Consider the following 25,868-nt stretch of genomic DNA (forward strand, 5'->3'; position numbering starts at 1 on the left):
GCATGTCGTTCCGGGAGAATGCCGTGAATCTTGCCTCCACCCTGGCCACCTGGCTGCTGTGTTGCGTACCGGCCTGCGCGAGTGCCGCGTCCTGCGTGCCCGCCGGACGCTGGGTGGAACCGGGCGCGGGGGAAATCCCGGCCGAGCAGGTATTTGCGCAGGCCAGCCAGCAGACCGTACTGCTGCTGGGCGAGAAGCACGATGTCGCGGCGCATCATCAATGGCAGCTCGACACGCTGCGCACGCTGAAGAACTTGCGGCCGCAACTGGTGATCGGACTGGAAATGCTGCCACGCAGCGCGCAACCGGTACTCGATGCGTGGGTGCGCGGCGAACTCGACGAAGTCACGCTGTTCCGGCTCGCCGACTGGAACAAGGCCTGGGGCGTGCCGTCGGCGCTGTATGTCGACATTTTCCGTTTCGCGCGCGAACAACGCATTCCGATGCATGCACTCAACATCGACCGTTCCATCGTGCGCGAGGTGTCGCGCAGCGGATTGGCCGGCGTGCCGCGCGAGCGGCGCGAGGGCGTGGGCGATCCGGCCGCGCCGGACGCCGACTATCGCGCCTGGCTGGAGGAAATATGGCGCGGCCATGTCGCCCACGCACGCGGTGGCGACGCCGCGCGCGAGCGCTTCATCGAAGGACAGTTGCTGTGGGACCGCGCCATGGCCGAAGCGCTGGCGGATGCGGCGCGGTCACATCCGCAGGCGCTGGTGATCGGCCTCATGGGCAGCGGCCACATCGTGCACGGCCATGGCGTGGAACATCAGTTGCGTGCGCTCGGCCTGCCCGCCGTCGGCAGCCTGCTGCCGTGGGACGACCATGCGGATTGCGACGATCTGGTGCGCGGCCTGGCCGACGGCGTGTATGGCCTGGAGTCGCCGCGGCACGAGGCGCGCCAGTGACGACGGTTCGCGTCGGCCTGGCACTGCTGCTCGCAGCCTCGTGCGCCCGCGCAGCCCCCGGCTGCGATATCGAACTGTCGCTCGACCCGGCCACGCACAGCGCGCGCGCGCATGGGCGCTTCATGCTGGCGGCGGGCGAAGGCGTCGCGCTGCGCATGGATGCGCGGCATCCGATCCACACGCTGGAGGTCGACGGACGGCCGCATGCGACAACTGCTCGTGACGGGCTGTGGCAGATCGACCTGACGCCAGCGCCCGGCCCGCGCACGCTGACGCTGAAGTGGACCCTCACCGGCGATGCGATGGCAAGCGGCCAGCGTCATCGCGACACGCTGACCGATTTCGCGCTGCGCATCGATGAAACCGGCAGCTTCCTGCCCGCCCAGGCCGGGTGGTATCCGCTGCCGATGGACGGCGAACGGGTGGCACTGCATCGCTGCAGCGTGCGGATCGACCTGCCGGCCGGCCAGCGCGCAGTGAGCACCGGCGAGCGGGTGAGCGAACAGCTCGACGGCGCGCGCCGCCGCCTGGTGTGGCAGCAGGAGGCCGATGGCGAAGGGCTGGATGTGATGGCCGGCCCGTGGCAGGAAACGCTGCGCAGCGTGCGTTCGATCGACGGGCGCAACATCGAGCTGGCCACGCTGTTCCCGGCCGCACTGGCCGGCGAGGCGGCGGGTTATCTCGACGCGGCGGCCGACGCGCTGGCCCGCTACGAGGCACGCATCGGTGCCTATCCCTATCGCCGCTTCACCATCGCCGCATCGCCGACGCCCACCGGTTTCGGCATGGCCGGGCTGACCTATCTCGGCAGCGAGGTGCTGCGCCTGCCCTTCATCCGCCACACCTCGCTGCCGCACGAGGTGCTGCACAACTGGTGGGGCAATGGCGTGTATGTCGATCCGGACAGCGGCAACTGGAGCGAGGGGCTCACCACCTTCATGGCCGACTACGCGCAGCGTGAAGCGCAGGGCGAGGACGCGGCGCGCGCCATGCGGCTGGACTGGCTGCGCGGCCTGTCGGCGCTGCCGGACGCCAGCCAGGGCACGCTGGCGGCGTTCCGCGGCCGTACCCACGACGCCTCGCAGGCGGTCGGCTACCACAAGGCGGCGCTGGTGTTCCTGATGCTGCGCGACGAGCTGGGTGAGGAAGCGTTCGCGCGGGCGCTGCGCGACTTCTGGCAGCAACAGCGCTTCCGGCGCGCGAGCTGGACGACGCTGCAGGACAGTTTCGAGCGCAGCTCGGGCCGCAAGCTGGGCGCCTTGTTCGAACAATGGATACGGCGCGCCGGCCTGCCCGCGCTGTCGCTGCACGACCTGCGCGCACAGCCGGGCGCGGTGACGCTGACGCTGCGGCAGGCCGGCCCGGCCTATGCGCTGACCGTGCCGCTCGCGCTGCGCGATACCGGCGACGGCAGCACGCGCATCGAGAAGATCGCGCTGCGCGGAACGGACACCTCTGTGCAGCTCGGACTGACGCGCTGTGCCGATATCGCGCTCGACCCCGATTTCCGCCTCGCGCGCCGGCTGGCCGCTGGCGAAGCGCCACCGATACTGCGCGAGGCGACGCTGGATCCGGCGCTCACGGTGACCGTGCTCGATGACGGTGACACGCGCCTGCGCGCGGCGGCGGAAGGCTTGCTCGACGACTGGCTGGACCGTCGCCCGCCCCGTCCCGGCGCCGACAGCCCGCCTGGCAGCGAGGCACGACTGGTGGTCGGCAGCACTGCGGCGCTCGATCGCTGGTTGCGCAGGCACAACTTGCCGGCGCGCCCGCACGACGGGGAGGTGGTGGCCTGGGCGATGCGCGCCCCGCAAGGGGGCGTGCTGGCGCTGGTGGCCGCGCGCGACGCCGATGCGCTGGCTGCCGCCCGACGCGGACTGCCGCACTACGGACAGCAGGGCTGGGTGGTGTTGCGCGGCGGCCGCGCGGTCGAACGCGGACAGTGGCCGGCCGCACCGCGCTGGACGCGAATCTGCCCGGCCAATGCCCCGGCCGCGCTCAGCGCACGATGAGCAGCGCTTCCAGGCCCAGCCGTTCGCGCAGTTCGCGCGCCGCGGATTCCGCGGCGTCGCGGCTGGCGAACGGGCCGGCCTGCACGCGGTGACGGCTGCCTTCGCTGGTCACGCGCAGCCGCTCGGCCCAGTCGGCCAGGCCATCGGCGACGCGCCGGCTGAGCGCCTGCGCATTGTCCAGCGCCGCGAAGGCGCCCAGTTGCAGCCAGTGCCGGCCGGACGCCTCCGCTGTGGCGGCCGTTCCGTCGCGCGCCAGTGCGGCGATGGCGTCGTCCGTGGCCGGGACCTCCGCCGGTGCGGATCGCACGCGTTCCGGCCGGCCGGCGGCGCGACGCGCCAGCAGGTCGGCCGCGCTGCCTTCCGGAAATACCGCCTCGACCTCGACCTCGGCACTGCCGTCATTCACATAGCCCAGCTTGGCCGCCGCCGTCCATGACAGATCGATCACCCGGCCCGGCTTGAACGGACCGCGGTCGTTGATGCGCACCACGACCGAGCGGCCGCTCGCCAGGTGGGTGACGCGCGCATAGCTCGGAATGGGCAGCGTGGCATGCGCGGCCGTCATGCCGTACATGTCGTAGGGCTCGCCGCTGGAGGTCTTCTGGCCGTGAAACTTGCGGCCGTACCAGGAGCCGCGGCCGCGCTGCCGGAACGGCTGCGCTTCGGTCATCGGCACGAACTGCATGCCGAGCGCGGTATAGGGACGGTTGGCGAAACGATGCAGCGGTTCATCGCGCGGCACGGCATCCGGAATGGCGGCCAGCGCGGCCGCGTCCAGCGGGTTGTCGCCGGGGCCGTCATCCAGGTAGTAGCCGCCGCCGGCCGGCCGGCGCGGTGCCGTGGGCGCACTGACCGGCGCTGACGGCGCGGGCGCATCCAGCGCGGCATCGTCGCGGGGCGACGGCGCACCGGACGCGGCGTCGGGGGTGGAGACCGGCGTGCCGGCGCAGGCCGCCAGCAACAGCAGCAGGGGCGCCAGCAGCAGCGCGCATGGCGCGCCGGTTCGCAGCGGACCGATCACCGTCTTTCCCTCCGGCGGCGGCGGTGCGCCTCGATCGACATGAGCAGGCCCAGGCCCGTGCACAGCGTGACCAGCGCGGTGCCGCCGTAGCTCACGAAGGGCAGCGGCACGCCGACAACCGGCAGGATGCCGGTCACCATGCCCATGTTCACGAAGGCATAGGTGAAGCAGGACAGCGAAATCGCGCCGGCGAGCAGACGGCCGAACAGCAGCGGCGAACTGGCGGCGATCATGAGCCCGCGGCCGATCAGCGCAATATAGATGAGCAGCAGCACCACCGCGCCGGCGAGGCCGAACTCCTCCGCCATCACGGCAAAGATGAAGTCGGTATGCCGCTCGGGCACGAATTCCAGATGGGTCTGGGTACCTTCGCGCCAGCCCTTGCCGAAAATGCCGCCGGAGCCGATGGCGATGCTGGACTGGATGATGTGGAAGCCGCTGCCGCGCGGATCAGTGGTCGGATCCAGCAGCGTGCATACGCGTTGCCGCTGGTAGGCCTTGAACCCGGGCCATTCGACGCCGTCGGCGCACATGGCATCGCCCTCGATGGCCAGCGCGGTGATGGCCACCACGCCGACCGCCAGCACCGGAATGATGAGCTTCCACGACAGGCCGGCGAAGAAAATGACGAATACGCCAGCCGCCAGCACCAGGATGGCGGTGCCGAGATCCGGCTGATGGAAGATGAGCACCACGGGAATCAGCAGGATGACTGCCGCGACGACGAAGTCGCGCACCCTGAGCTGGGCCTCGTGACGGTGGAAGTACCAGGCCAGCATCAGCGGCACCGATATCTTCATCATTTCCGATGGCTGTATCCGCGTGAAGCCGATGTGGAGCCAGCGCTGCGCGCCCTTGGACGTTTCGCCGAACAGTTCCACCCCCAACAGCAGCACCACGCCGAGGATGTAGAAGGGCAGCGCGAGCTGCATGAGCCGCAACGGCGGAATCTGTGCCACCAGCACCATGACGCTGCCGGCCACCAGCAGATTCACCAGATGGGCTTCGAAGCGGAACATGAAGTCGGCGGTGGCGCTCGCCATCACCAGCGTGGCAAGCGACAGCAGCACGGTCGTGATCAGCAGCAGCGGCGGATCGAGCGCCGACAGCAGGCGGCCGATGCGCTCGCGCAGGACGGACCATCTATTCGCTGTCAGTTGCATCGCTGTCCTCCGGCGCCGGTCCCTCCGGCTTGTTGCCGAGCAGGTAGTAATCGAACACCTGGCGCGCGATCGGTGCCGCCGACTGCGCGCCGAAGCCGGCATTCTCGACGATGACCGCCAGCGCGATCTTCGGGTTCTCGACCGGCGCGAAGGCGATGAACAGCGCGTGATCGCGCAGCTTTTCGGCCAGCTTGCTGCCGCGGTACTGCGCGCCACGCAGCGAAAAGGCCTGCGCGGTGCCGGTCTTGCCGGCCGCCGTGTAGGGCGCGCCGGCAAACGCTCTCGCGCCGGTACCTTCGCGGTTCACGTCCACCATGGCCTGCTTGATCACCGCAATGTGCTCCGGCTTCAGATTCACCCTGCGCGTCGGCTCGGCTTCCACCCTGCGCACGGCACCGGTGCGCACATTCTCGACCTGCTTCACCAGGTGAGGCTTGTACACCACGCCGTCATTGGCCAGTATGGATACCGCGTGCGCCATCTGCAGCATGGTGTAGGCGTTGTAGCCCTGACCGATGCCGACCGACACCGTTTCGCCGGCATACCATTTCTGCTGCTCCGGCCGCTTGAAGCGCTTCTTCTTCCATTCCGGCGATGGCAGCACGCCGGTGGATTCACCCTCCAGGTCGATGCCGGTGCGGCTGCCCAGCCCGAGCTGGGACATGAAGCCGGCGATGCCGTCTATGCCCCAGTCGGCGGCCAGCCGGTAATAGTAGGTGTTGCAGGACACGACGATGGACTTGTGCATGTCCACCATGCCGTGGCCGCCCACCTTGTCGTCGCGGAAGCGATGGCCGCCGAAATCGAAATGGCCGGGGTCGGCGATGGCGAATTCCGGCGTTCGCTTGCCGGCGGTGAGCGCGCCCAGCGCCATCAGCGGCTTGAAGGTCGAGCCGGGCGGATAGGAAGAATAGATGGCGCGGTTCAGCAGCGGGTGATCCGGCGAATTGTTCAGCAGGTCCCAGTTCGTCGCGTCGATGCCATCGACGAACAGATTGGGGTCGAACGTGGGTTTGCTCACCAGCGCGAGCACGCCGCCGGTGGACGGTTCGATCGCCACCAGCGCGCCGCGCCGCTCGCCGAAGGCCTGTTCGACCACGCGCTGCAGCCCGGCGTCCAGCGTGAGGCGCAGATTGTTGCCGTTCTGCGCCGGCGTGCGCGACAGCACGCGCACCGGACGGCCGGCGGCCGTCACCTCGACCTGTTCGTAGCCGGTCACGCCGTGCAGATCGCTTTCGTAGAACTGTTCGAGACCGGCCTTGCCGATGTGATCGGTGCCGCGGTAGTTGTCGGCGTTGCCGGTCTCGTCGATGCGCTCGGCGTCGCGCTTGTTGATGCGCCCCATATAGCCCAGCACATGCGACGCCAGCTCGGTGTTCGGATACTGCCGGAACAGGCGCGCCCTCACCTCGACACCCGGAAAGCGGTAACGCTGGGCGATGAAGCGCGCCACCTCGTCGTCGGTGAGCCGGGTACGTATCGGCAGCGAATCGAAGTTGCGCGACTCCTCCATCAGCTTGCGCAGCCGGCGCCGGTCGCGCGGCTCTATGGTCACCACGCGCGCCAGTTCGTCCAGCGTGTCGTCGAGATGGGTGACGCGCGACGGCTGGATTTCCAGCGTGTAGGCAGAGTAGTTGCGCGCCAGGATTTCGCCGTTGCGGTCCACGATGAGGCCGCGGTTGGGCGAGATCGGCATCAGCGCGATGCGGTTGTCCTCGGCGCGCGTCTGGTAGTAGTCGTGCATCACCACCTGCAACCACACGAAGCGCGCGAACAGCAGGCCAAAGCACACCAGCACGATGCCGGCCGCGAAATAGACGCGGCGGCGGAATCGCAAGACCTGTGTTTCCGGACTCAGCAGATCGATCATGACAGGCGGGTCATCGCGTCAATCCAGCGCCATCGGACCCGCCGAGCGCAACGGGCCGCATGCGGACGAGCACGCGCCCTGCTTCCAAGCGGATCGCGGGGCCGCCCCGACAACAAGCCCAGCCCCCGTGGGGAGGGGGGTGAGGCAGGGGTTTCGCAGCGCATGCGCTGCGCCTGCCGAACAGGCCGGCTGTGCAAAGCCGGCCCCCGTGCCTCGGGGTTTCGCAGCGCATGCGCTGCGCCTGCCGAACAGGTCGGCTGTGCAAAGCCGACCTCCGTGCCTCGGGGTTTCGCAGCGCATTGCGCTGCGCCTGCCGAACAGGTCGGCTGTGCAAAGCCGACCTCCGTGCCTCGGGGTTTCGCAGCGCATTGCGCTGCGCCTGCCGAACAGGCCGGCTGTGCAAAGCCGGCCCCCGTGCCAACGAAGTGAGCGTGGGGGGTGTAGCGGGGCTTTCGGCGAGCACTGCTCGCCGCCCGCGCAACCGGTCGGCTGTGCAAAGCCGACCGCGGAACGAGCGCAGCCCCCTTGGTGGGGGGTGAGGCAGGGGTTTCGCAGCGCATGCGCTGCGCCTGCCGAACAGGCCGGCTGTGCAAAGCCGGTCCCCGTGCCTCGGGATTTCGCAGCGCATTGCGCTGCGCCTGCCGAACGGGTCGGCTGTGCAAAGCCGACCCTGTGCGAACGAAGTGAGCGTGGGGGGTGAAGCGGGGGTTTCGGCGAGCACTGCTCGCCGCCCGCGCAACCGGTCGGCTGTGCAAAGCCGACCGTGGGTAGCGCCGCCCCGAGGGCGAGCGCAGCCCCCCTGGGGGGCAGCGAACGAAGTGAGCGTGGGGGCCCTCATATCGGCCGGTTCTCGTCCTTCTCTTCCGGCCGGTACTGCGGCAGCATCAGCAACATGCCGACCGGCGTCCAGAGCAGGGTGGAAATGACCGGACCGAGAAAGTACACCGGGCCGGGAAAGTCGGCGTCGGCCACCATGCGCACAGCCAGCATGACGCAGTGCGCGCCGAACAGCATGGGCAGCACATGCAGCGACTGCTGCAAAGGGCCGAACCAGAGGATGCGCCGCGACAGCGAGGTGGCCGCGTAGGCGAGCAGCACATAGGCCAGCGCATGCTGGCCCATCAGGCTGCCATAGCCGATATCCATCGCCAGTCCGAACACGAAGCCGGCGCCCATGCCGACACGCAGCGGTTCGCGTACGCACCAGAAGCACAGCACCAGGGCGACCCAGTCCGGCAACCAGAATGCCCGGCCCAGCGGCATCAGGTTCACCAGCAGCGCCAGCAACAGCGACAGCCAGATGAACCAGGGCCTTACCGGGCGCAGGATGCGACGCGAGCTGAAGGTGGGCTGGTTCATCCACCGCCCTCCGCCCGACCACACGTCATCCGTGCGGCATCCGTGCGGTGCGGCGCACCCTGCCGCCGCCTCGCGCCTTGCCGGATGCCCGGCGCCTCGTGCCGCGGCTCGATCGTCGTGTTCCGCATCATTTGCGCACCGCCTCCAGCTTCTCCTCGCCCGCCGCGGTGGGCATGTCGACCTCGGGCAGCACCGGCTGACCGGGCTTCATCACCAGCACCGTCGAATGGGCCTCGACGCCGGCGACCGGCACGCACACGATGCGCACGAAACCGCCGACGCCGTCGCGGTCCACCGACTTCACGCGCGCCACCGGCAGACCGGCAACGAATACGCCATCCAGTCCCGAAGTGACGATGCGGTCGCCCTCGCGCAGATCGACGTCGGTTGCCAGATAGCGCAGTTCGAGCAGGCCGGCGCCGGCGCCGAACATGACGGCGCGCACACCGGTGCGCGCCACCTGTACCGGCAGCGCCTGGTCCTTGTCGGAAATGAGGGTGACTTCGGCATACAGCGGATACACGCGCGTGACCTGGCCGATCACGCCGACATCGTCCACCACCGGACTGCCGGCCTCGATGCCGTGCGTGATGCCCTTGTCGATCACGATGCGGCGCGAGAACGGATCGCGCACCTCGTACACCACCTCGGCCACGCGCGACTCGACCTGCGCCCGCTCGCGCATGTCGAGCAAGGCGCGCAACCGCGTGTTCTCGCGGTCGAGCTGTTCCTGGCGCAGCCGCATGGTGGACAGTTCGGTGTGCTCGCGCCGCAGTTCGGTGTTTTCCGCCTGCAGTTGCGCGAGATCGGCGAAGTAGTCGCCGGCCGAACGCACGCCCTTGACCGGCATGCCGGCCAGTACCTGCAGCGGCGTGGTCATCACCGACAGGCCCTGGCGCACCAGTTCGAGATAGTGCAGCCGGTGATCGACCACCAGCAGCGTGAGCGAGGCACTCACCAGCACGACCAGGCGTGCCAAAGGCGCAGGACCGCGCCGGAAGAAGGGCGGGGGAGAATGTCCGGCGACCGGTGAAACCATGAATCAGCAGACCGACTTCGCAGTTGCGGGAGGGAGGCCGATCCGCCGCGCGGCGTGGCCGGCGGCGGGCAGGCGGTGACCGCGGCCGAAGGCGGCCGCCTCGATTGCAGGCGCGCGCCGTGACCGCGACATCATGGAGCAATCACTCGTTGGCGAAAATGCTGCCGAGCTGGTCCATCTTTTCCAGCGCGGTGCCGGAACCGCGTACCACGCAGGTCAGCGGGTCGTCGGCCACCACCACCGGCAGGCCGGTCTCTTCCATCAGCAGCCGGTACAGGTCGCGCAGCAGCGCGCCGCCGCCGGTCAGCACCATGCCGCGCTCGGCGATGTCGGCACCCAGTTCCGGCGGCGTCTGTTCCAGCGCGCTCTTCACCGCCGACACGATCTGGTTCAGCGGTTCGGTCAGCGCCTCGAGGATTTCGTTGGAAGAGATGGTGAAACTGCGCGGAATGCCTTCGGCGAGGTTGCGGCCCTTCACTTCCATTTCCTTCACCTCGGAGCCGGGGAAGGCGGAGCCGATTTCCTTCTTGATCGCCTCGGCGGTGGTTTCGCCGATCAGCATGCCGTAATTGCGGCGGATGTAATTGATGATGGCTTCGTCGAACTTGTCGCCACCGACGCGCACGCTGCCCGCGTACACCATGCCGCCCAGCGAGATCACGCCCACCTCGGTGGTGCCGCCACCGATATCGACCACCATGGAGCCGGTGGCGTCGGACACCGGCAGGCCCGCGCCGATCGCGGCGGCCATCGGTTCCTCGATCAGGTACACCTGGCTGGCGCCGGCACCCAGCGCCGATTCACGGATGGCGCGGCGTTCGACCTGGGTGGAGCCGCAGGGCACACAGATGATGATGCGCGGACTGGGCGAGAACAGCCGGGAATCGTGCACCTTCTTGATGAACTGCTTGAGCATCTGCTCGGTCACCGTGAAGTCGGCGATCACGCCGTCCTTCATCGGCCGGATGGCGGTGATGTTGCCGGGCGTCTTGCCGAGCATGAGCTTGGCCTGCAGGCCCACGGCCTGGATGGTCTTCTTGGCGTTGGGGCCGCCTTCGGTACGGATGGCCACGACCGACGGTTCGTCCAGCACGATGCCCTGGCCACGGACGTAGATCAGCGTGTTGGCGGTGCCCAGGTCGATCGCGAGGTCATTGGAAAAATAGGAACGCAGGAAACCGAACATGAATGGTCTTATATGAAAGCGGCCGCTCAGCGGCCGGTGAAGAATCGGGCGGATGTGATCGATCAGTACTGTCCTGCCGGGCCCGGCGGCTGCTCGCGCCAGCCGGGGACTGCCCGCCCCGCTCGCGCATCCAGGCCCACTGCCGGGCGCGCAGCCTGAATGGTTCATAATGATAACCCAACGGCGCATAAGCACCTTGAACCGAAACATCTTTGTACCCCGGTGTCCGGGAATGCCAGACAGGCGCCCCGGCCCGACATCCCGGAACGTCACCCCATGTCATTGACCGACCCACAGGTGCGCCACATCGCCCGACTGGCCCGCATCGAACTGCCGGATGCCGACATCGAGCGCACGCGCAGCCATCTGAATTCCATGCTGGGCCTGATCGAACAGCTCCAGGCCATCGATACCACCGGCGTCGAGCCGATGGCGCACGCCACCGATCTCGTGCTGCGGCTGCGCGAGGACCGCGTGACCGAAGGCGACCGTCGCGCGGCCTACCAGGCGGTCGCCCCGGCGGTCGAGGACGGCCTCTATCTCGTGCCCAAGGTCATCGAATGAGCGATCGCATGAGCCCCCCCGAAACCGTGAAGTCGCTGTCGGCGAAGCTGGCGGCGGGCGAAGCGTCGGCGGTCGAGCTGGCGCAGGACTATCTGGCGCGGATACGCGCGGCCAACCCGGCGCTGAATGCCTTCGTCGAAATCAACGAGGACGCCACGCTGGCCGACGCCCGGGCCGCCGACGCACTGCGCGCCGAGGGCCGCGCCGGTCCGCTGACCGGCGTGCCGATCGCGCACAAGGACATCTTCTGCCAGACCGGATGGCACGCGCGCTGTGGCTCGAAAATGCTGGAAAGCTTCGCCGCGCCGTACGACGCCGGCCTGATCGAACGTTCCCGCGCCGCCGGCCTGGTCACGCTGGGCCGCACCAATATGGACGAGTTCGCGATGGGCTCGACCAATGAATCGAGCCACTACGGCGCGGTACGCAACCCGTGGAACAGCGCGCACGTGCCCGGCGGATCGAGCGGCGGTTCGGCCGCCGCCATCGCCGCCGGCTTGGCGCCCGCCGCCTCCGGCACCGACACCGGCGGCTCGATCCGCCAGCCGGCCGCCTTCTGCGGCATCAGCGGCATCAAGCCCACCTACGGCATCGTGTCGCGCTGGGGCATGATCGCCTACGCGTCCAGCCTGGACCAGGGCGGCCCCATGGCGCGCACCGCCGAGGACTGCGCGCTGCTGCTCAATGCCTTCGCCGGCTTCGACGAACGCGACGCGACCAGCCTGCAGCGCCCGGCCGAGGACTACACGCGCGCGCTGGCGCAGCCGCTGGCCGGCCTGCGCATCGGCGTGCCGAAGGAGTTCTTCGGCGATGGCATGTCGGCCGACGTGCGCGCCGCGGTCGACGCCGCACTCGCCACCTTCCGCACGCTCGGTGCGGTGACCGTGGACGTGAGCCTGCCGCGCGCCGGCTATGCGGTGCCCGCCTACTACGTCATCGCGCCGGCCGAAGCCAGCTCCAACCTCAGCCGCTTCGACGGCGTGCGCTATGGCTACCGCGCGCCCGATTACGGCAACCTGGACGACATGTACGGCAAGAGCCGCGCGCAGGGCTTCGGCCCCGAGGTGAAGCGGCGCATCCTGATCGGCACCTATGTGCTGTCGCACGGCTATTACGACGCCTACTACCTGCAGGCGCAGCGGGTGCGCCGGCTGATCGCCGACGACTATCGCGCCGCCTTCGCGCAGTGCGACGTCATCATGGGGCCGACCACGCCGAGCACCGCGTACGCGCTGGGCCAGAACGACGAAGACCCGCTCGCCATGTACCTCGGCGACATCTACACCACGTCGATCAACCTGGCCGGCCTGCCCGGCATGAGCATTCCCGCGGGCTTCGGCGCCAACGGGCTGCCGGTGGGCCTGCAGATCGTCGGCAACTATTTCGACGAAGCGCGCATGCTGGGCGTGGCGCACCAGTTCCAGCAGGCGACCGACTGGCATCTGCGCACGCCGGAGTAAGCCACCATGAACAACACCTTCCGCTACAGCACCCGACAGCTCCAGGCCATCGTCGACCAGGCCGGCATCTATATGTGCGCCTGCCCGGCGCAGCTTGCGGTGCAACTGCTGGAACTGCGGAAGCTGCACGACTACCAGCTCGCCTGCATGGGCGACATGCCGGACATGGTGGACAGTCATCGCGCGATCGCCGAGGCGGCGGCGCAGGCGCATGCACTGCTCGAGGACGCTTTCGACCGCGTGCTGGAACTGGAAGGCTGGGACAAGGCGAGCCTGGAAATGCCGGAAGGGCTGCGCAAGAAGCGGGACGCCCTGCTTTGAGGGCTGGCGCGATCCGCCCCGGTGCGCTGGCCGCCCTGCTGATGGCGGGTTGCGCGCCGCTGAAGCCGCCCGGCGCGCCGTCCGCCCCGGAAGCGCCGGCGCCGTCCGCGCTGCCGCCCACGGTGGTCCGGCCGGCGCCCGGCCGCAGCGCCAAGCCCCTGCCGATACCGGCGCGCGCGCTGCAGGCCCGGGCCGACTGCCGCTATCGCGACGACGGCGGCACCGAAGGCCGGCTGGTGCTGGACGTGCAGGATTCCCGGGTGGAGCGCTTCGCATCCGAGGTGGACATGGGCGCAAAAGGCCGCTGCAGCTTCGACCTGTCCGCCTTCACGCAGACCCGCTTCGACCACACGCCCACACTGGTGGCCGGTGCGTGCACCATCAGCATGTGGGAGCAGAAGGACGAAGTCACCGTGTCCTACCGCAACTGCGCGGCCCACTGCACGCCGGGCGCGAACGATTACCTGTGGCCCACGCTGGTGAGCCGCCGAACCGGCGGCTGCCGCTGAGCCACCGCATACAGAGAGAACGCATCATGAGCAGATCGAACTGGGAAGTCGTGATCGGGCTGGAGACGCATACCCAGCTCAACACGGCCTCGAAAATCTTCTCCGGCAGCTCGACCGCCTTCGGCGCGGCGCCGAACGTGCAGGCCAGCGCCGTGGATCTGGCATTGCCCGGCGTGCTGCCGGTGATGAACCGCGCCGCAGTGGAGCGCGCCATCCGCTTCGGTCTGGCGATCGGCGCCACGGTGGCGCCGCGCTCGGTGTTCGCGCGCAAGAACTACTTCTACCCCGATCTCCCGAAGGGCTACCAGATCAGCCAGTACGAACTGCCGGTGGTGCAGGGCGGTACGCTGACCATACGCGTCGGCGAGGGCGACAAGGCTTACGAAAAAGTGGTGCGCCTCACCCGTGCCCACCTGGAAGAGGATGCCGGCAAGAGCCTGCACGAGGATTTCCACGGCATGTCCGGCATCGACCTGAACCGCGCCGGCACGCCGCTGCTGGAAATTGTCAGCGAACCGGACATGTCGTCCAGCGCCGAGGCGGTGGCCTACGCGCGCGCGCTGCACGCGCTGGTGCGCTGGGTGGACATCTGCGACGGCAATATGCAGGAAGGCAGCTTCCGCTGCGACGCCAACGTGAGCGTGCGCCGTCCCGGCGAGCCGCTGGGCACCCGCCGCGAAATCAAGAACCTGAACAGCTTCCGCTTCCTGCAGCAGGCCATCGACTACGAAATCCAGTGGCAGATCGAACAGATCGAGGACGGCCACAAGATCCAGCAAGCCACCGTGCTGTTCGACCCGGACACCGGCGAAACCCGCATGATGCGCAGCAAGGAAGACGCGCATGACTACCGCTACTTCCCCGATCCCGACCTGCCGCCGCTGGTGATCGCCGCCGAGTGGGTGGACGAAGTGCGCCGCGCCATGCCCGAACTGCCGGCCGCGCTGGCCGCGCGGCTGCAATCGGACTGTGGCCTGTCCGCCTACGACGCCGCCGGCCTCACCGCCAGCCGCGAAACCGCCCAGTACTTCACCGACGCGCTCGCCGTCGCCGGCGCGGGGCAGGCCACTCAGTTGGCCAAACCGCTCGCCAACTGGGTGATGGGGGAACTGGCCGCGCGCCTGAACCGCGAAGAGCGCGACATCGCGCACAGCCCGGTCAGCCCGGCCCAGCTCGCGGGCCTGGTCGCCCGCATCGCCGACAACACGATTTCGAACAGCATCGCCAAGAAGGTGTTCGACGCGCTGTGGAATGGCGAAGGCCGTGACGCCGACGCCATCATCGAAGCGCAGGGCCTGAAGCAGGTGACCGACGCCTCGGCCATCGAACCCATCATCGACGAGGTGCTGGCCGCCAACCCGAAGTCGGTCGAGGAGTACCGCGCCGGCAAGGAAAAGGCCTTCAACGCCCTGGTCGGCCAGGTGATGAAAGCCAGCCGCGGCAAGGCCAGCCCGGCGCAGGTGAACGAACTGCTGAAGAAGAAGCTGGAAGGCTGAGGCCGCGCCCCTCATGCGGGCGCTCCGGTTTCCCCCTCGCCCGCATCAGCAGGAGAGGGTGGCGCGCAGCGCCGGGTAAGGGCAACTGCGCCTGCACGCCGCGGACCGCGGATACATGCCATGGCCGCAAGCGGGCGCCCGCCTCACCACACCGTCCGTACGCGAAAGCCGGCAAAAGTCGCGTCGCACGTGATCAGCGGCACTCCTTCGAGTTCGCATTGCGCGGCCAGCATGCGGTCGAAGGGGTCACGGTGGTCGACTTCCAGCGTACCTGCACGCAGCGCATGCAGGCTCGTCACCGGCAGATGCTCGAAGGCGTCAAGCGTGGCCAGTTCGTGAAAACAGGACACCGCCTCGGCGGCAGATTCCAGTTTGCCAAGACGATGCTTGGTCACGATTTCCCAGGCACTCGCTGCGCTGACCAGAATGGTGTTGTCCTGGTTCTGGATGAAGGAGCGAGCCGTCGCTGAGAGCAGAGGGTCGTCCGTCCACCACCAGAGCAGCGCATGGGTGTCGAGCAGCGCCTTCATCTGCCCTCCCAAACGCGCGTCTCGTCCTCAGGCAAGGGCTCGAAAAAAGACGCATCGATGCGGCCGGGCAATCTGCCGGGTCGCCGGCCAGCCGATTCGGGCGCCAAGGGCACCAGACGTGCATAGGGCTTGCCCGCCTTCGCCAGCACAATCTCCTGTCCGGCGTGAGCCTGCTCCAGCAAACGCGAAAAATTCGTCTTGGCTTCGTGCACATTGACGATCAGCGGCATAGCGACTCCTGAGAAGGATTGATCGGACTACGTTTGAGGACTAAGTCTGGCCGGATCAAGAGGCTCCGCAATCCTCCGTTCCTCAGCGCACCATCCCCAATGCATCCAGCGGCGACCGGACTCCGTGCGCCCCGCGATTCAGCACGTGCGTGTAGATCATCGTGGTGCTGACGTCCGCATGGCCGAGCAGTTGCTGGATGGTGCGGATGTCCTGCCCCGAATCCAGCAGGTGGGTCGCGAACGAATGGCGCAGCGTATGCACGGACACCTGCCGCGTGATGCCTGCCTGTCGCGATGCGATCTGAAGTGCGCGCTGCAGCGACTTCTCGTGCATGTGATGACGGCGAACCACACCGGTGCGCGGGTCGACCGAATGACCGTCGGCGGGAAACACCCAGAACCAGCCCCATGACGCACCGGCAGCCGGATACTTCCGGTCCAGCGCATCCGGCATGAAGACGCCGGCGCGCCCTTGCGCCTGATCGAGCTCGAAAAGCGCGCGCGCGCGCTGCAGTTGCCCCACCAGAGGCGCAACCAGCGTTTCCGGCAGCACCGTCACCCTGTCCTTGTTGCCCTTCCCCTCACGCACCATGATCTCGCGGCGCTGCAGATCGACGTCCTTCACCCGCAACCGCAGGCATTCCATCAACCGCATGCCGGAACCATAGAGCAGGCGCGCCATCAGGCCGTGACGGCCGTCCATCAACGCGAGCACCCGCATCACCTCGTCTCGGTTGAGCACGGTCGGCAACCGCCGCGGCTTCTTCGGCCGCACGACGTTATCCAGCCAGGGCAACTGGACGCCCAGCACATCCCGATAGAGAAACAGGATCGCCGCCAGCGCCTGCTGCTGGGTCGCCGCCGCCACATCGCGCTGCGAAACAAGATGAGACAGGAAGGCTTCAACCTCCACCCCGCCCATGTCCGCCGGGTGCCTGAGGCCGTGAAACCGGATGTAGCGACGTACCCATCCGAGATACGATTTCTCGGTGCGCACGCTATAGTTGCGCACGCGGATGGCATCGCGCATGCGATCAAGCAGCCGAGGCTGGGCAGGCGACGCAGCGCCGGGCGAGTGGGTGTCCGGTTTCATGGTCTCTTTCGTACTGTACGTAAACACAGCAATAGACCGGAGAACCAGAAAATGCAAAGTGAATTTGATGTCCGGTTTGACGGCTTATCCGGACAGACGCCGGCTTACTCGCCGAATCTGGCGTCGACCTCACGTTGGGCCCCGTAATCCCATGCTCCGTCTAGCCCCTCTGCATCTGCCTTTCCAGGCGCCGTCTCTCGGTGGCGGTGGCGTTTGCGTCGGTGGTCTTCTTCAATGCACAGTGGTTCGCCCTCGCGCCGTTGACTTCTTGGCTATCGGTCGGTCGTCGCCTGTTCGATTTTCCGTGGGTGCTCGACGCGCACTTGGACAGAACGTCGGTTTCAGTGGTGCCGCGCCTGAGGGCGCGGAATCATCGAGTTGTGGCGGCCTGTGGTCGTCCCGTCCTTTGCTGAGTATGAGCCTCCGCGAGAGGTTCGCTCATCTGTGCTCGACGGCCTGCGCTTCGTGGCTCCCAAAAGCTCATTCCTCTCGCTCTCGTCGGTCCGTGCCCTGTCGTGCCGCTTGCAATGCGGTTCTTCGGGGCGCGTGGCCCAACCCTGCGGTCGAGGGGACGGCCTGCAAGCTACGCTTGCAGGTTCCCCGTCGGCTTCGCCGCCGGGCCGCCCCTCACCTTGAACGTTGAGGCTGTAGAAAAACCCCTCCTTCCGCCCCACCGTTCACATGCCGTTGTTATGATTGCGCATCGCCTCTGCGGAGCCCTGCGATGCCGCGATTCAAGACCCCCGACTACGGCCTGAAGCTCATCCCGGTCGATTTCGCGCAACAGGTGCTGCCCGGCACCTTCGAGTTCGCGCTCTGCCACCTGGTCGACAACGACCTCGATCTTTCCGTCCTCCGTGCCCGCTACGCCAACGACGCCGGCGGTGCCCCGGCCTTCGATCCGGCGGTGCTGCTCAAGATCGTGCTGCTCGCCTACTCGCGCGGCGTGCTCAGTTCCCGCTCCATCGCCACCGCCTGCCGCCACAACGTGCTGTTCATGGCCGTCTCCGGCGACAGCGCCCCGCACTTCACCACGGTTGCGCACTTCATCAGCACGCTGGGTGACGAGGCCCAGGCGCTGTTCACCCAGGTGCTGCTGGTATGCGACCGCCAGGGCCTGATCGGCCGCGAGCTCTTTGCCATCGACGGCGTGAAGCTGCCGTCGAACGCATCGAAGGCCAAGAGCGGCACGCGTGCCGATTTCGAGCGCGAGGCGGCGAAGATGGACGCGGCCGTGCAGCGCATGATCGAGGAGCAGAAGGCGCGCGATGCCGCCGGTTGCGACGACGAGGCCGCCCGCGCACAGCGCACCCGCGAACGCTTGAGTCACGAAGCGGCAAAGATACGCGACTGGCTCGCGCTCAATCCGGACGAGCGGCGCGGCGCCAAGGGCGGGGTGCGCCTGAGTAACCGCACCGACAACGACTCGGCCAAGATGGCCACCGCCAAGGGCGTGATCCAGGGCTATACCGGCGTAGCGGCGGTCGATGCCGCGCACCAGATCGTGGTCGATGCGCAGGCGCACGGCACGGGCTCGGAACAGGAACTGCTGCTGCCGGTGATCGATGCCTGCGCACCACAGCGCCACACCGACACGGCGATCTGCGCCGACGCCGGCTATCACTCCGAGAAGAATCTCGCTGGACTGGATAGCCGAAACATTCCAGCCTGGATCTGTGACAACGGCTACCGGCAGCGCGACCCGAGGTACGCCGATCAGGCGAAGCACAGAGCCAAGCCCGATGCGCTGTGGGATAAGAGTGACAAGGCGAAGGCAGCGCGCAGCGCCAGCAAGAACAAGCGCTACGCCAATACCGACTTCACCGAAGCGGACGACCGCAGCCACTGCATCTGCCCGGCGGGCAAGCGGCTGTATCGCAACGGCGGCGACTGCACGATCAACGGCTACGCCGCCACGAAGTACACCGGCGCCGAGCGCGACTGCGTGCCGTGCGCGCTGCGCACCCGTTGCCTGCGCACGCCGGAGACGACGAAGGTGCGACAGGTCGCCTTCTTCCGCGGCAAGCGCGATGGCATCGAATCACACACCGAGCGGATGAAGCGGCGCATCGATTCAATTGAGGGCAAACGGATGATCGCCGCGCGCTTCGCCACCGTCGAACCCGTGTTCGGCAATCTGCGCCACAACAAGCGGCTCACCCGCTTCACGCTGCGCGGACGCAGCAAGGTCGATGGGCAATGGAAGCTGTACTGCCTGGTGCACAACATCGAAAAGCTCGGGCACCATGGCTACGCGAACTAGGTAAGCTGGCGGCCGACACCGACGCCATTCGAGTGCGCCGGGCAGCGGCCGAGGCAGACCTCAGGAGACGACGATGAAGCGAAGATCGCGAGACTGAAATGAGGAAGAACGACTTCGAACCGGCGAGGGCCGGAAGCAACTGCTTGCCCCGGAATGGGGTTTTTCTACAGCGTCGTTATGCATCAGGAGTCATCATGCGCATGCTCTCGGTTGTTCTTGTTCTTTGTTCAAGTTTCCTGACCAATTCCGTTCTCGCCGCCGATCCCGGAGCAAAAGCGCTTGTTGAGCGCGGTTTGTCGGCCTATCTCACCGGTGGTCCGGATGCAGCGATAAAAGCGTGGTTGAAAGGCAGCGGAATGGAAGGCAATACCCAAGCCCTTACTCAAGCAAACAGTCTTAGACAAATCGAAGACTTCTACGGTAAGCCGGAGAGTTACGACATCGTGAAGGAGAACGCCATCTCTCCTCGATCTCAAATGGTTGTGTTCGCAGTCAATCACGCAAAAGGTGTTGTGTTTGGCCGGTTCCAGGCCTACCGAACCAAGTCGGGCACATGGGTCACTACCGAATTCAAGTTCCACACCGAGGCGGCGGCGGTCCTACCGCCTGAAATGGTCTTCGGCAAGCAGCCGTGATGCATAACCTTGCGCTCAACCGGACCGCCTGCAAGCTGCGCTTGCAGGTCCCCTCCGCCTTCCGCTCCGGCGGCCGGTTAGCTCCACGTTAAACAGCATGGGGCAAAAGCTCAGTGGACCGGATTTATTGCTGTATCGCGCCGTTGACGAAGTTCTGCATTACGTCTGGGACCCGATCGGGGTCTGTGGGGTGCCGCAAGCACGCGACGAATACCACGGCTACTTACCGCAGGTCTTCGGCTTGTTGCGTGACGGAGCGGACCAGTTCGCAATCGCAGCAGTCCTCACGTCGATCACCACGGAGCGCATGGGACTTTCGTCGCGACCGGATCATGACAGCGAGGTTGCCCGAATTCTTCTCGACTGGAAGGAGAGCGTGCGTGATCATGAGGTTTAACAAGTCGGCCCAGCACGGACGGCCTTCGGCCGCCGCTGGCCTTAATCGTCATGCCTAAGGCGCCCATGACTCCCGACGATCACGCGCGATACGTACGATGGCAAGACCATCGAATCACGCAGCTATCTTTCGCGGCCAATCTTTTTCTCGGGTTTGCCGTAGCCTCATTGGCCTACGCAATCAACCTAAAGCTCGAAAACTTGCTGCCGACACCATGCTGGATCGCCGTCTTCAGGTACAGCGTCGTTGGGCGGCTGAACGGAGTTCAGTAGTGATAGCGAAGCTGAGCAATCAGGAGTTCATCGCCGTCAACGCGATACACCATCCGGTGCTCGTCAGTGATCCGTCGTGACCAAAAGCCTGCCAGTGCGTGTTTCAAGGGCTCCGGTTTGCCGACGCCGGAGAATGGCTCGCGCCGTATTTCCTGGATCAAGCGGTTTATCCGCTCAACCATCTTCCGATCTTGTTTCTGCCAGTACAGGTAGTCGTCCCAGGCTTCGTCCGCAAACACCCGCTTCATTTGGCCAGCTTGCGTTCGACGCCTTTTCCAGCCGCAAGCTGCGCCGTTGCAGAAAGCAAGCGCTTCGCATTGGCCGGGCTGCGCAACAGGTAGGCGGTCTCTTCCAGCGCCTTGTAGTCCTCCAGCGACAGCATCACGACCGACTGTTCGCCATTTCGGGTAATGATCAGCGGTTCATGGTCATCACAAACCCGATCCATCGTTTTGGCAAGGTTGGCGCGGGCGGCGCTGTAGGTGATCGCGTCCATGTCGAGCTCCTGTATGTACGTTCTATTGTACAACGATGGCGCGCCGCGGAGCAGCCGCCTGACAAGTCGTTCAAGGCGACCCGTTACGGCAGCCAACGCCTGGATGCCTGCCGCTCACGGGTGCACGGAATCCCGACCGCGATTGGCCGCGCTGACTCGACGCCTTCCGGAACGCACACCGGCCGACCTGGCTGCCCGGTCGCGACGAGGTCCGACGGCAAGGCGAGTGGCGGTGCTTCGCCGCAGGGATGCGGTGGCGTCCGGGCGCTTCACGAAGGATCGCCCTGGCGCGCCTCGCCCGCATCTGCTAGCTTTCGTTTGCGATCTTCAGTCGAAGCACGCCGTAAGCGTTTACGTCAATCAACGCGCCACTTCTGCCGGCTCACGCCGGGGGTTGATTTCTCTTCTTGTGAAGGGAAGGCGCCTTGCCTGACCGGCTTATGGAGCATCCATGAACTTCCTGAAATCGCAATCCACTGATGGCATTCGCAAGCTTCCTGTTCGCTATGCGGGCATCGTCATGCCACTGATACTTTCGGTGCTGATGACATGCGTGGTGTCGCTTATCAGCACACTGAGAAGTATCGGCTGGAGCCCAGACTTCTTCGAGGTCTGGCCCGGTGCGTGGGCACTTTCCTGGCTCGTCGCATTTCCGGTGCTGCTGCTTGTCTTGCCCGTCGTCCGCAAACTGACTGCCATGATCGTTCAAACAGCCTGACCGGTCGATCCGACGCGCACCGGCACGGGTCGTTGCATCGCCATTCCGGCGAGTGCCGGCGCGCGCCCTGAACCGAAAGGAGGACGGATGAGCCGGACCCGGGTGAAGCAGAAAGACCTCAGGTTTGCGTTCGACATCGTGAGCGCGAGCATGCCGACCGAGAACGAAGCCTGGTTGCGCCGCATCGCGGCCCCAGGGCGCTCCCACAACAGCGGGGCTCCGTTCGCGCTCAGGGCGAGTTTTTGTGGGAGCGGGCTTGCCCGCGACAGGGCCCGAAACGAAGCCGGCGATCCATGGCGGCCGCCAGCCCTCACCCGGCGCTTCGCGCCACCCTCTCCCGCTGATGCGGGCGAGGGTCACATCGAGACGGCGCAGCGGACGGCCGCGCTGCACGGATGGGCCGGGTCCGAAGGCAGGGCGATTTCAGCCGACTGCGCGGACGACTGAGCGCGGCGACGCGAGCCCGCTTGCGCTGTATGCGCGGACGCGCCGGCACAGTCGGGCCCGCGCCATCGCCGGGCGGCGAAGCATGGTTCACCATGGCGCTTGCACCCGCTGGAGTCGACGCATGTACTGCCCCGCGCATTTCGAGGAAACGCATCCGGACCTCCTTTTCGACCTGATCGCGCGTCATCCGCTGGCCACGGTGGTACGCCAGTCGGACGACGGACTGGTGGCCGATCACGTTCCGCTGCTGGCGGATCCGGCGCGCGGCATGCTGCTGGGCCATGTCGCGCGCGCCAACCCGCTGTGGCGCACGCCGGCCGATCACGCGCTGCTGCTGGTGTTCCAGGGGCCGGCGGCCTATGTGTCGCCCAACTGGTATCCGTCCAAGGCGCGCGACGGGCGCGTGGTGCCGACCTGGAACTATGCGGTGGTGCATGTGCGCGCCACGCTGCGCAGCTTCGACGACCCGGCGCGGCTGCGCGCGCTGCTGCAGCGGCTGACCGACACGCACGAAGCCGGTCAGGCCGCGCCCTGGCGAATCGCCGATGCACCCGACGATTACATGGCGCGCATGCTGGACCACGTGGTGGGTCTGGAACTGTCCATCCTGCACATGCAGGGCAAGTGGAAAATGAGCCAGAACCAGCCGGCGGACAACCGGCGCGGCGTGGCCGAAGGTCTGGACGCGCTGCACGACGCGCAGGCGCGCGCGGTCGCGGCCGCGGTGCGCGGCGACTGACCGCTCGCCGCGGCGCGTTGCCGGCGCGGGCCTTGCGTCCGGCGATGGCGGCGCGCGATCATGGGTCATCGCCCGCCACCTCCTGCCCGATGACGCCCGAACAGACCCGGACCCTGCGCCAACTGCTGGCCGACCAGCCCTGCGCCGCACTCGCCACGCTGCACAAGGGCGACCCGGCGGTGTCCATGGTGCCCTTCGCGCTGCGGCCGGACGGACGCGGCTTCATCATCCATGTGAGCGGTCTGGCCACGCATACGGCCGACATGCTGGCGCATCCCGCGGTCGGTGTCATGGTGACCGCGCCGCTGATCGCGGGCACGTCGCCGCTTGCACTGGCCCGGCTCAGCGTGCGCGGTCAGGCCGCGCGCTGTGCGCCGGATTCGGCCGGCTACGCCGCCCTGCGCGCCGCCTATGTCGCACGTCTGCCGGACAGCGAAGAGCTGTTCTCCTTCGGCGATTTCTCGCTGTTCCTGATCACCGTGGAGTCCGCGCGCTTCGTTGCCGGCTTCGCACAGGCGTTGTCGCTCACCGCCACGCAATTCGCGACCGCCACCGCCGGCTGAAGGATTCCGCAACAGCGCGGCGCGCCGCATTCACGCGGCGCGGCTATGATGGCGCGCGTCCCGTCCTGCCCCGCCACCATGAACCCCGCCCCGGAAAAGGAAATCCGCGAACACGAACTGACCATGCATGTGTTCACCGTGTCGGCCGGCATGGTGGGCGTGTGCCTGACCGCGATCGGCCTGCTGCGCCTGATCGCGTCGCAAACCAAGGTGCAGACGGTGGGCGACGATCTGCTGGCGATCGATGCACTGGTGTTCGTGAGCTGTGCCTGTCTGGCCTTCTGGTCGTTCAAGACCCGTCACATCGCCTTGCGGCGGCGCCTGCGCGTGGTGGTGGATACGCTGTTCCTGTGCGGGCTGGTGGCCATGGCCGGCATCTGCTCCATCATCGCCTATGCCATCCTTTAGGGTCTGTCGGCATTGAATCGCGAACCGCGTCTGCAGGCCGTGAGTCCGCTTCGCCTGATCGCGCTGTTCGAGGCGCTCAAGGGCGTGCTGGTGCTGCTGGCGGGCAGCGGCGTGCTCACGCTGCTGCACAAGGACGTGCATGCGCTCGCCGCCTCGCTGGTGGCGCATGCGCACCTGAACCCGGCGTCGCATTACCCGCGCATCTTCATCGACGCCGCAGCCTCGCTCGATGACCGTCATCTGATGCTGCTCGCGGCCGGTGCCGCCGCCTACGGCGTGCTGCGGCTGGCCGAAGGCTGGGGCCTGTACTTCGACCGCGCCTGGGCGGAGCTGCTGGCGGCGGCAAGCGGCGCCATCTATGTGCCGTTCGAACTGGCAGAAGTGCTGACCCGCGGTTCCGCGCTGGCCATCGCGCTGTTCATCGCCAATCTTGCGGTGGTGGCGGTGATGGTGCGCGCTTTGCTGCGCCGGCGTCGTCGCATCGACGATAATCGCGCATGAACTCCGCCTCCTCCTTCGATACGCTGCCGCTGTCGGCCGCCACACTCGCCAACCTCGGCGCACTCGGCTTCAACGCGATGACGCCGGTACAGGCGGCCGCGCTGCCCGCCGCGCTGGCCGGCCGCGACCTGATCGCCCAGGCGCGCACCGGCAGCGGCAAGACCGCCGCGTTTTCGCTGCCGCTGCTGCAGAAGCTCAATCCGCGCTGGTTCTCGCCGCAGGGCCTCGTGCTGTGCCCGACACGCGAACTGGCCGACCAGGTGGCGCGCGAAATGCGCAAGCTGGCGCGCGGCATCCCCAACATCAAGATCCTCACGCTGTGCGGCGGCGCCAAGATCGGTCCGCAGATCGACAGCCTGGCGCATGGCGCGCATGTCGTGGTGGGCACGCCCGGCCGGCTGCTCGACCATATCGAACGACGCACGCTGGACCTGCGCGGCATTTCCACACTGGTGCTCGACGAAGCCGACCGCATGCTGGACATGGGCTTCTTCGACGACATTGCCGACGTGGTGCGCCAGTGTCCGCCGGCGCGCCAGACCCTCATGTTCTCGGCCACCTTTCCCGACGGTGTCGAGCGCATCGCCGCGCAGTTCATGCGCGAGGCCGAACGCATTGCGGTGGACACCGCGCACGCGCCGCGTGCGGTGGACGAAGTGTTCATCGAGATCGACGAAGCGGCGCGTCTGGCGACCGCGGTCGACCTGCTGCGGCGCGTGCGGCCGGTCAGCACCCTCGCCTTCTGCAACACCCGCCGTCGCTGCCACGACCTGGTGCAGAAGCTGGGCGAAGCCGGCATCGTCGCGATCGAGCTGGTCGGGGACATGGAACAGCGCGACCGTGATCGCGCGCTGCTGCGCTTCGCCCAGCAGAGCGTGTCCGTGCTGGTGGCGACCGATGTCGCGGCGCGCGGCCTGGATATCGCCGGGCTGGATGCGGTGGTCAGCGTCGATCTCACTCCCGATCCCGAAGTGCATGTGCACCGCATCGGCCGCACCGGCCGGGGCGACGCCGCCGGCCGCGCCTACGCGCTGGTCGCGCCCTTCGAACAGGTGCGCGCGCAGCGCATTGCCGACATGCGCGGTCAGCCGCTCATGTGGCAGACGCTGGACGCGCTGGGCAGCGCCGATCCGGCGCCGCTGCAGCCGCCGATGGCCACGGTGCAGATACTGGGCGGCCGCAAGGAAAAGATGCGCCCGGGCGACGTGCTCGGCGCGCTCACCGCATGGGCCGGCTTCACGCGCGAACAGATCGGCCGCATCGACATCACCGATTACCTCACCTTCGTCGCGGTCGAACGCAGCATCGCGCGCGCCGTGGTGCTCAAGCTGGATGGCGGCATGGTGAAAGGCCGCTACGTGAAGGTGAAGGTGGTGGAGGAATAGAAGGATTTGCCGGCACGGTGCGCCATGAATGGAGCGAGGGTTTTTGAGGGAGCAGGCTTGCCCGCGATACAGCCTTGAACGAAGCCTGCGGCCCGCATCCGCCGTATCGCGGCCAGAGGCCGCTCCCACAACAGCTCGCCCCGATCGCGAACGGAGCCGGGGTTTGGTGGGAGCGGGCTTGCCCGCGATGCAGCCTCGAACGAAGCCTGCGGCCCGCACGCGCCGCATCGCGGCCAGAGGCCGCTCCCACACCAGCTCGCGACAAACACGAGCGGAGGCGGGG

The 25,868-nt window shown here is 67.3% G+C and carries 27 protein-coding genes; 16 read left to right on the top strand and 11 right to left on the bottom strand.

Annotated features, from left to right (window positions below; genetic code table 11):
* Window positions 1–23: 23 nt before the first annotated feature.
* Window positions 24–908, top strand: a complete 885-nt coding sequence (locus A3Q7_RS19925; protein ID WP_018412489.1) for a ChaN family lipoprotein — start codon at window positions 24–26, stop codon at window positions 906–908.
* Window positions 905–2,920 (top strand): M1 family metallopeptidase, encoded by a 2,016-nt coding sequence (locus A3Q7_RS0113825; protein WP_018412490.1) that lies wholly within the window; start codon window positions 905–907, stop codon window positions 2,918–2,920. Before A3Q7_RS19925 ends, A3Q7_RS0113825 begins: the two co-directional genes overlap by 4 nt.
* On the opposite strand, the gene A3Q7_RS0113830 is transcribed toward A3Q7_RS0113825, so the two are convergent.
* From A3Q7_RS0113830 to A3Q7_RS0113855, 6 genes are all read right to left on the bottom strand, one after another.
* A complete protein-coding gene (locus A3Q7_RS0113830) occupies window positions 2,907–3,941 on the bottom strand; it encodes a septal ring lytic transglycosylase RlpA family protein (RefSeq protein WP_018412491.1) in 1,035 nt (344 codons plus the stop codon). The genes A3Q7_RS0113825 and A3Q7_RS0113830 overlap by 14 nt on opposite strands.
* Window positions 3,938–5,104, bottom strand: coding sequence for a rod shape-determining protein RodA (rodA, locus tag A3Q7_RS0113835; RefSeq protein WP_018412492.1), 1,167 nt, complete (start codon window positions 5,102–5,104; stop codon window positions 3,938–3,940). The genes A3Q7_RS0113830 and rodA overlap by 4 nt, the downstream gene beginning before the upstream one ends.
* Window positions 5,085–6,974, bottom strand: a complete 1,890-nt coding sequence (gene mrdA / locus A3Q7_RS0113840) for a penicillin-binding protein 2 (protein ID WP_018412493.1) — start codon at window positions 6,972–6,974, stop codon at window positions 5,085–5,087. Before mrdA ends, rodA begins: the two co-directional genes overlap by 20 nt.
* 834 nt (window positions 6,975–7,808) lie before the next feature.
* Complete coding sequence (gene mreD, locus A3Q7_RS0113845) at window positions 7,809–8,333, bottom strand: rod shape-determining protein MreD (protein ID WP_018412494.1); 525 nt, start codon at window positions 8,331–8,333, stop codon at window positions 7,809–7,811.
* A gap of 127 nt (window positions 8,334–8,460) precedes the next feature.
* Window positions 8,461–9,372, bottom strand: coding sequence for a rod shape-determining protein MreC (gene mreC / locus A3Q7_RS0113850; protein WP_026224832.1), 912 nt, complete (start codon window positions 9,370–9,372; stop codon window positions 8,461–8,463).
* A gap of 142 nt (window positions 9,373–9,514) precedes the next feature.
* Window positions 9,515–10,558 (bottom strand): rod shape-determining protein, encoded by a 1,044-nt coding sequence (locus A3Q7_RS0113855; RefSeq protein ID WP_018412496.1) that lies wholly within the window; start codon window positions 10,556–10,558, stop codon window positions 9,515–9,517.
* Window positions 10,559–10,834: 276 nt separating this feature from the next.
* Between A3Q7_RS0113855 and gatC the strand changes: the two genes are divergently transcribed.
* Genes gatC through gatB form a run of 5 tightly spaced genes read left to right on the top strand, consistent with a single transcriptional unit; the run spans window position 10,835 to window position 14,908 of the window.
* The gene (gatC, locus tag A3Q7_RS0113860) at window positions 10,835–11,122 is read left to right on the top strand and encodes an Asp-tRNA(Asn)/Glu-tRNA(Gln) amidotransferase subunit GatC (RefSeq protein ID WP_018412497.1); all 288 of its coding nucleotides are present in this window, start codon (window positions 10,835–10,837) and stop codon (window positions 11,120–11,122) included.
* 8 nt (window positions 11,123–11,130) lie between these two features.
* The gene (gene gatA / locus A3Q7_RS0113865; protein WP_026224833.1) at window positions 11,131–12,582 is read left to right on the top strand and encodes an Asp-tRNA(Asn)/Glu-tRNA(Gln) amidotransferase subunit GatA; all 1,452 of its coding nucleotides are present in this window, start codon (window positions 11,131–11,133) and stop codon (window positions 12,580–12,582) included.
* A gap of 6 nt (window positions 12,583–12,588) precedes the next feature.
* Complete coding sequence (locus A3Q7_RS0113870) at window positions 12,589–12,903, top strand: hypothetical protein (protein ID WP_018412499.1); 315 nt, start codon at window positions 12,589–12,591, stop codon at window positions 12,901–12,903.
* Entirely contained in the window at window positions 12,900–13,412 is a 513-nt protein-coding gene (locus A3Q7_RS0113875) for a hypothetical protein (protein WP_018412500.1), read from the top strand. Before A3Q7_RS0113870 ends, A3Q7_RS0113875 begins: the two co-directional genes overlap by 4 nt.
* 26 nt (window positions 13,413–13,438) lie before the next feature.
* Complete coding sequence (gene gatB / locus A3Q7_RS0113880; protein ID WP_026224834.1) at window positions 13,439–14,908, top strand: Asp-tRNA(Asn)/Glu-tRNA(Gln) amidotransferase subunit GatB; 1,470 nt, start codon at window positions 13,439–13,441, stop codon at window positions 14,906–14,908.
* A 143-nt stretch (window positions 14,909–15,051) separates the two neighbouring features.
* Here the strand turns inward: gatB and A3Q7_RS0113885 are convergent, their stop codons facing one another.
* The 3 genes from A3Q7_RS0113885 to A3Q7_RS0113895 form a co-directional block, all read right to left on the bottom strand.
* Complete coding sequence (locus A3Q7_RS0113885) at window positions 15,052–15,438, bottom strand: type II toxin-antitoxin system VapC family toxin (protein ID WP_018412502.1); 387 nt, start codon at window positions 15,436–15,438, stop codon at window positions 15,052–15,054.
* Entirely contained in the window at window positions 15,435–15,668 is a 234-nt protein-coding gene (locus tag A3Q7_RS0113890; RefSeq protein ID WP_018412503.1) for a type II toxin-antitoxin system Phd/YefM family antitoxin, read from the bottom strand. The genes A3Q7_RS0113885 and A3Q7_RS0113890 overlap by 4 nt, the downstream gene beginning before the upstream one ends.
* Window positions 15,669–15,750: 82 nt before the next feature.
* Window positions 15,751–16,761 carry an integron integrase gene (locus tag A3Q7_RS0113895; protein WP_040570693.1) on the bottom strand — a complete coding sequence of 337 codons (1,011 nt, stop codon included), beginning with the start codon at window positions 16,759–16,761 and terminating at the stop codon, window positions 15,751–15,753.
* 724 nt (window positions 16,762–17,485) lie between these two features.
* Here A3Q7_RS0113895 and A3Q7_RS0113900 point away from each other — a divergent pair.
* The 3 genes from A3Q7_RS0113900 (at window position 17,486) to A3Q7_RS0113910 (ending at window position 20,056) form a co-directional block, all read left to right on the top strand.
* Complete coding sequence (locus A3Q7_RS0113900; RefSeq protein ID WP_018410675.1) at window positions 17,486–19,024, top strand: transposase; 1,539 nt, start codon at window positions 17,486–17,488, stop codon at window positions 19,022–19,024.
* Between the two features lie 194 nt (window positions 19,025–19,218).
* Window positions 19,219–19,659 carry a hypothetical protein gene (locus A3Q7_RS20820; protein WP_157278205.1) on the top strand — a complete coding sequence of 147 codons (441 nt, stop codon included), beginning with the start codon at window positions 19,219–19,221 and terminating at the stop codon, window positions 19,657–19,659.
* Between the two features lie 97 nt (window positions 19,660–19,756).
* On the top strand, window positions 19,757–20,056 hold the full coding sequence (locus A3Q7_RS0113910; RefSeq protein ID WP_018412506.1) for a hypothetical protein: 300 nt from the start codon (window positions 19,757–19,759) through the stop codon (window positions 20,054–20,056).
* A 265-nt stretch (window positions 20,057–20,321) separates the two neighbouring features.
* On the opposite strand, the gene A3Q7_RS0113915 is transcribed toward A3Q7_RS0113910, so the two are convergent.
* Together A3Q7_RS0113915 and A3Q7_RS0113920 are read right to left on the bottom strand one after the other, a co-directional pair.
* Window positions 20,322–20,576, bottom strand: a complete 255-nt coding sequence (locus A3Q7_RS0113915) for a Txe/YoeB family addiction module toxin (protein ID WP_018412507.1) — start codon at window positions 20,574–20,576, stop codon at window positions 20,322–20,324.
* Window positions 20,573–20,824: a type II toxin-antitoxin system Phd/YefM family antitoxin gene (locus A3Q7_RS0113920; protein ID WP_018412508.1), complete on the bottom strand. Its 252-nt coding sequence runs from the start codon at window positions 20,822–20,824 to the stop codon at window positions 20,573–20,575. Before A3Q7_RS0113920 ends, A3Q7_RS0113915 begins: the two co-directional genes overlap by 4 nt.
* A 451-nt stretch (window positions 20,825–21,275) precedes the next feature.
* Between A3Q7_RS0113920 and A3Q7_RS0113925 the strand changes: the two genes are divergently transcribed.
* The 6 genes from A3Q7_RS0113925 to dbpA all read left to right on the top strand — a co-directional run bounded on the left by A3Q7_RS0113925 (window position 21,276) and on the right by dbpA (window position 25,585).
* On the top strand, window positions 21,276–21,542 hold the full coding sequence (locus tag A3Q7_RS0113925) for a DUF2798 domain-containing protein (protein WP_018412509.1): 267 nt from the start codon (window positions 21,276–21,278) through the stop codon (window positions 21,540–21,542).
* A 568-nt stretch (window positions 21,543–22,110) separates the two neighbouring features.
* Entirely contained in the window at window positions 22,111–22,728 is a 618-nt protein-coding gene (locus tag A3Q7_RS0113935; RefSeq protein ID WP_018412511.1) for an FMN-binding negative transcriptional regulator, read from the top strand.
* Between the two features lie 89 nt (window positions 22,729–22,817).
* Window positions 22,818–23,291, top strand: a complete 474-nt coding sequence (locus A3Q7_RS0113940; RefSeq protein WP_018412512.1) for a pyridoxamine 5'-phosphate oxidase family protein — start codon at window positions 22,818–22,820, stop codon at window positions 23,289–23,291.
* Between the two features lie 78 nt (window positions 23,292–23,369).
* Entirely contained in the window at window positions 23,370–23,699 is a 330-nt protein-coding gene (locus tag A3Q7_RS0113945; RefSeq protein ID WP_026224836.1) for a hypothetical protein, read from the top strand.
* Window positions 23,700–23,738: 39 nt separating this feature from the next.
* On the top strand, window positions 23,739–24,200 hold the full coding sequence (locus tag A3Q7_RS0113950) for a DUF2127 domain-containing protein (protein WP_232417981.1): 462 nt from the start codon (window positions 23,739–23,741) through the stop codon (window positions 24,198–24,200).
* The gene (dbpA, locus tag A3Q7_RS0113955; RefSeq protein WP_018412515.1) at window positions 24,197–25,585 is read left to right on the top strand and encodes an ATP-dependent RNA helicase DbpA; all 1,389 of its coding nucleotides are present in this window, start codon (window positions 24,197–24,199) and stop codon (window positions 25,583–25,585) included. Before A3Q7_RS0113950 ends, dbpA begins: the two co-directional genes overlap by 4 nt.
* Window positions 25,586–25,868 lie beyond the last annotated feature (283 nt).

This window comes from Methyloversatilis thermotolerans, assembly GCF_000372885.1.
Classification (GTDB): Bacteria; Pseudomonadota; Gammaproteobacteria; order Burkholderiales; family Rhodocyclaceae; genus Methyloversatilis; species Methyloversatilis thermotolerans.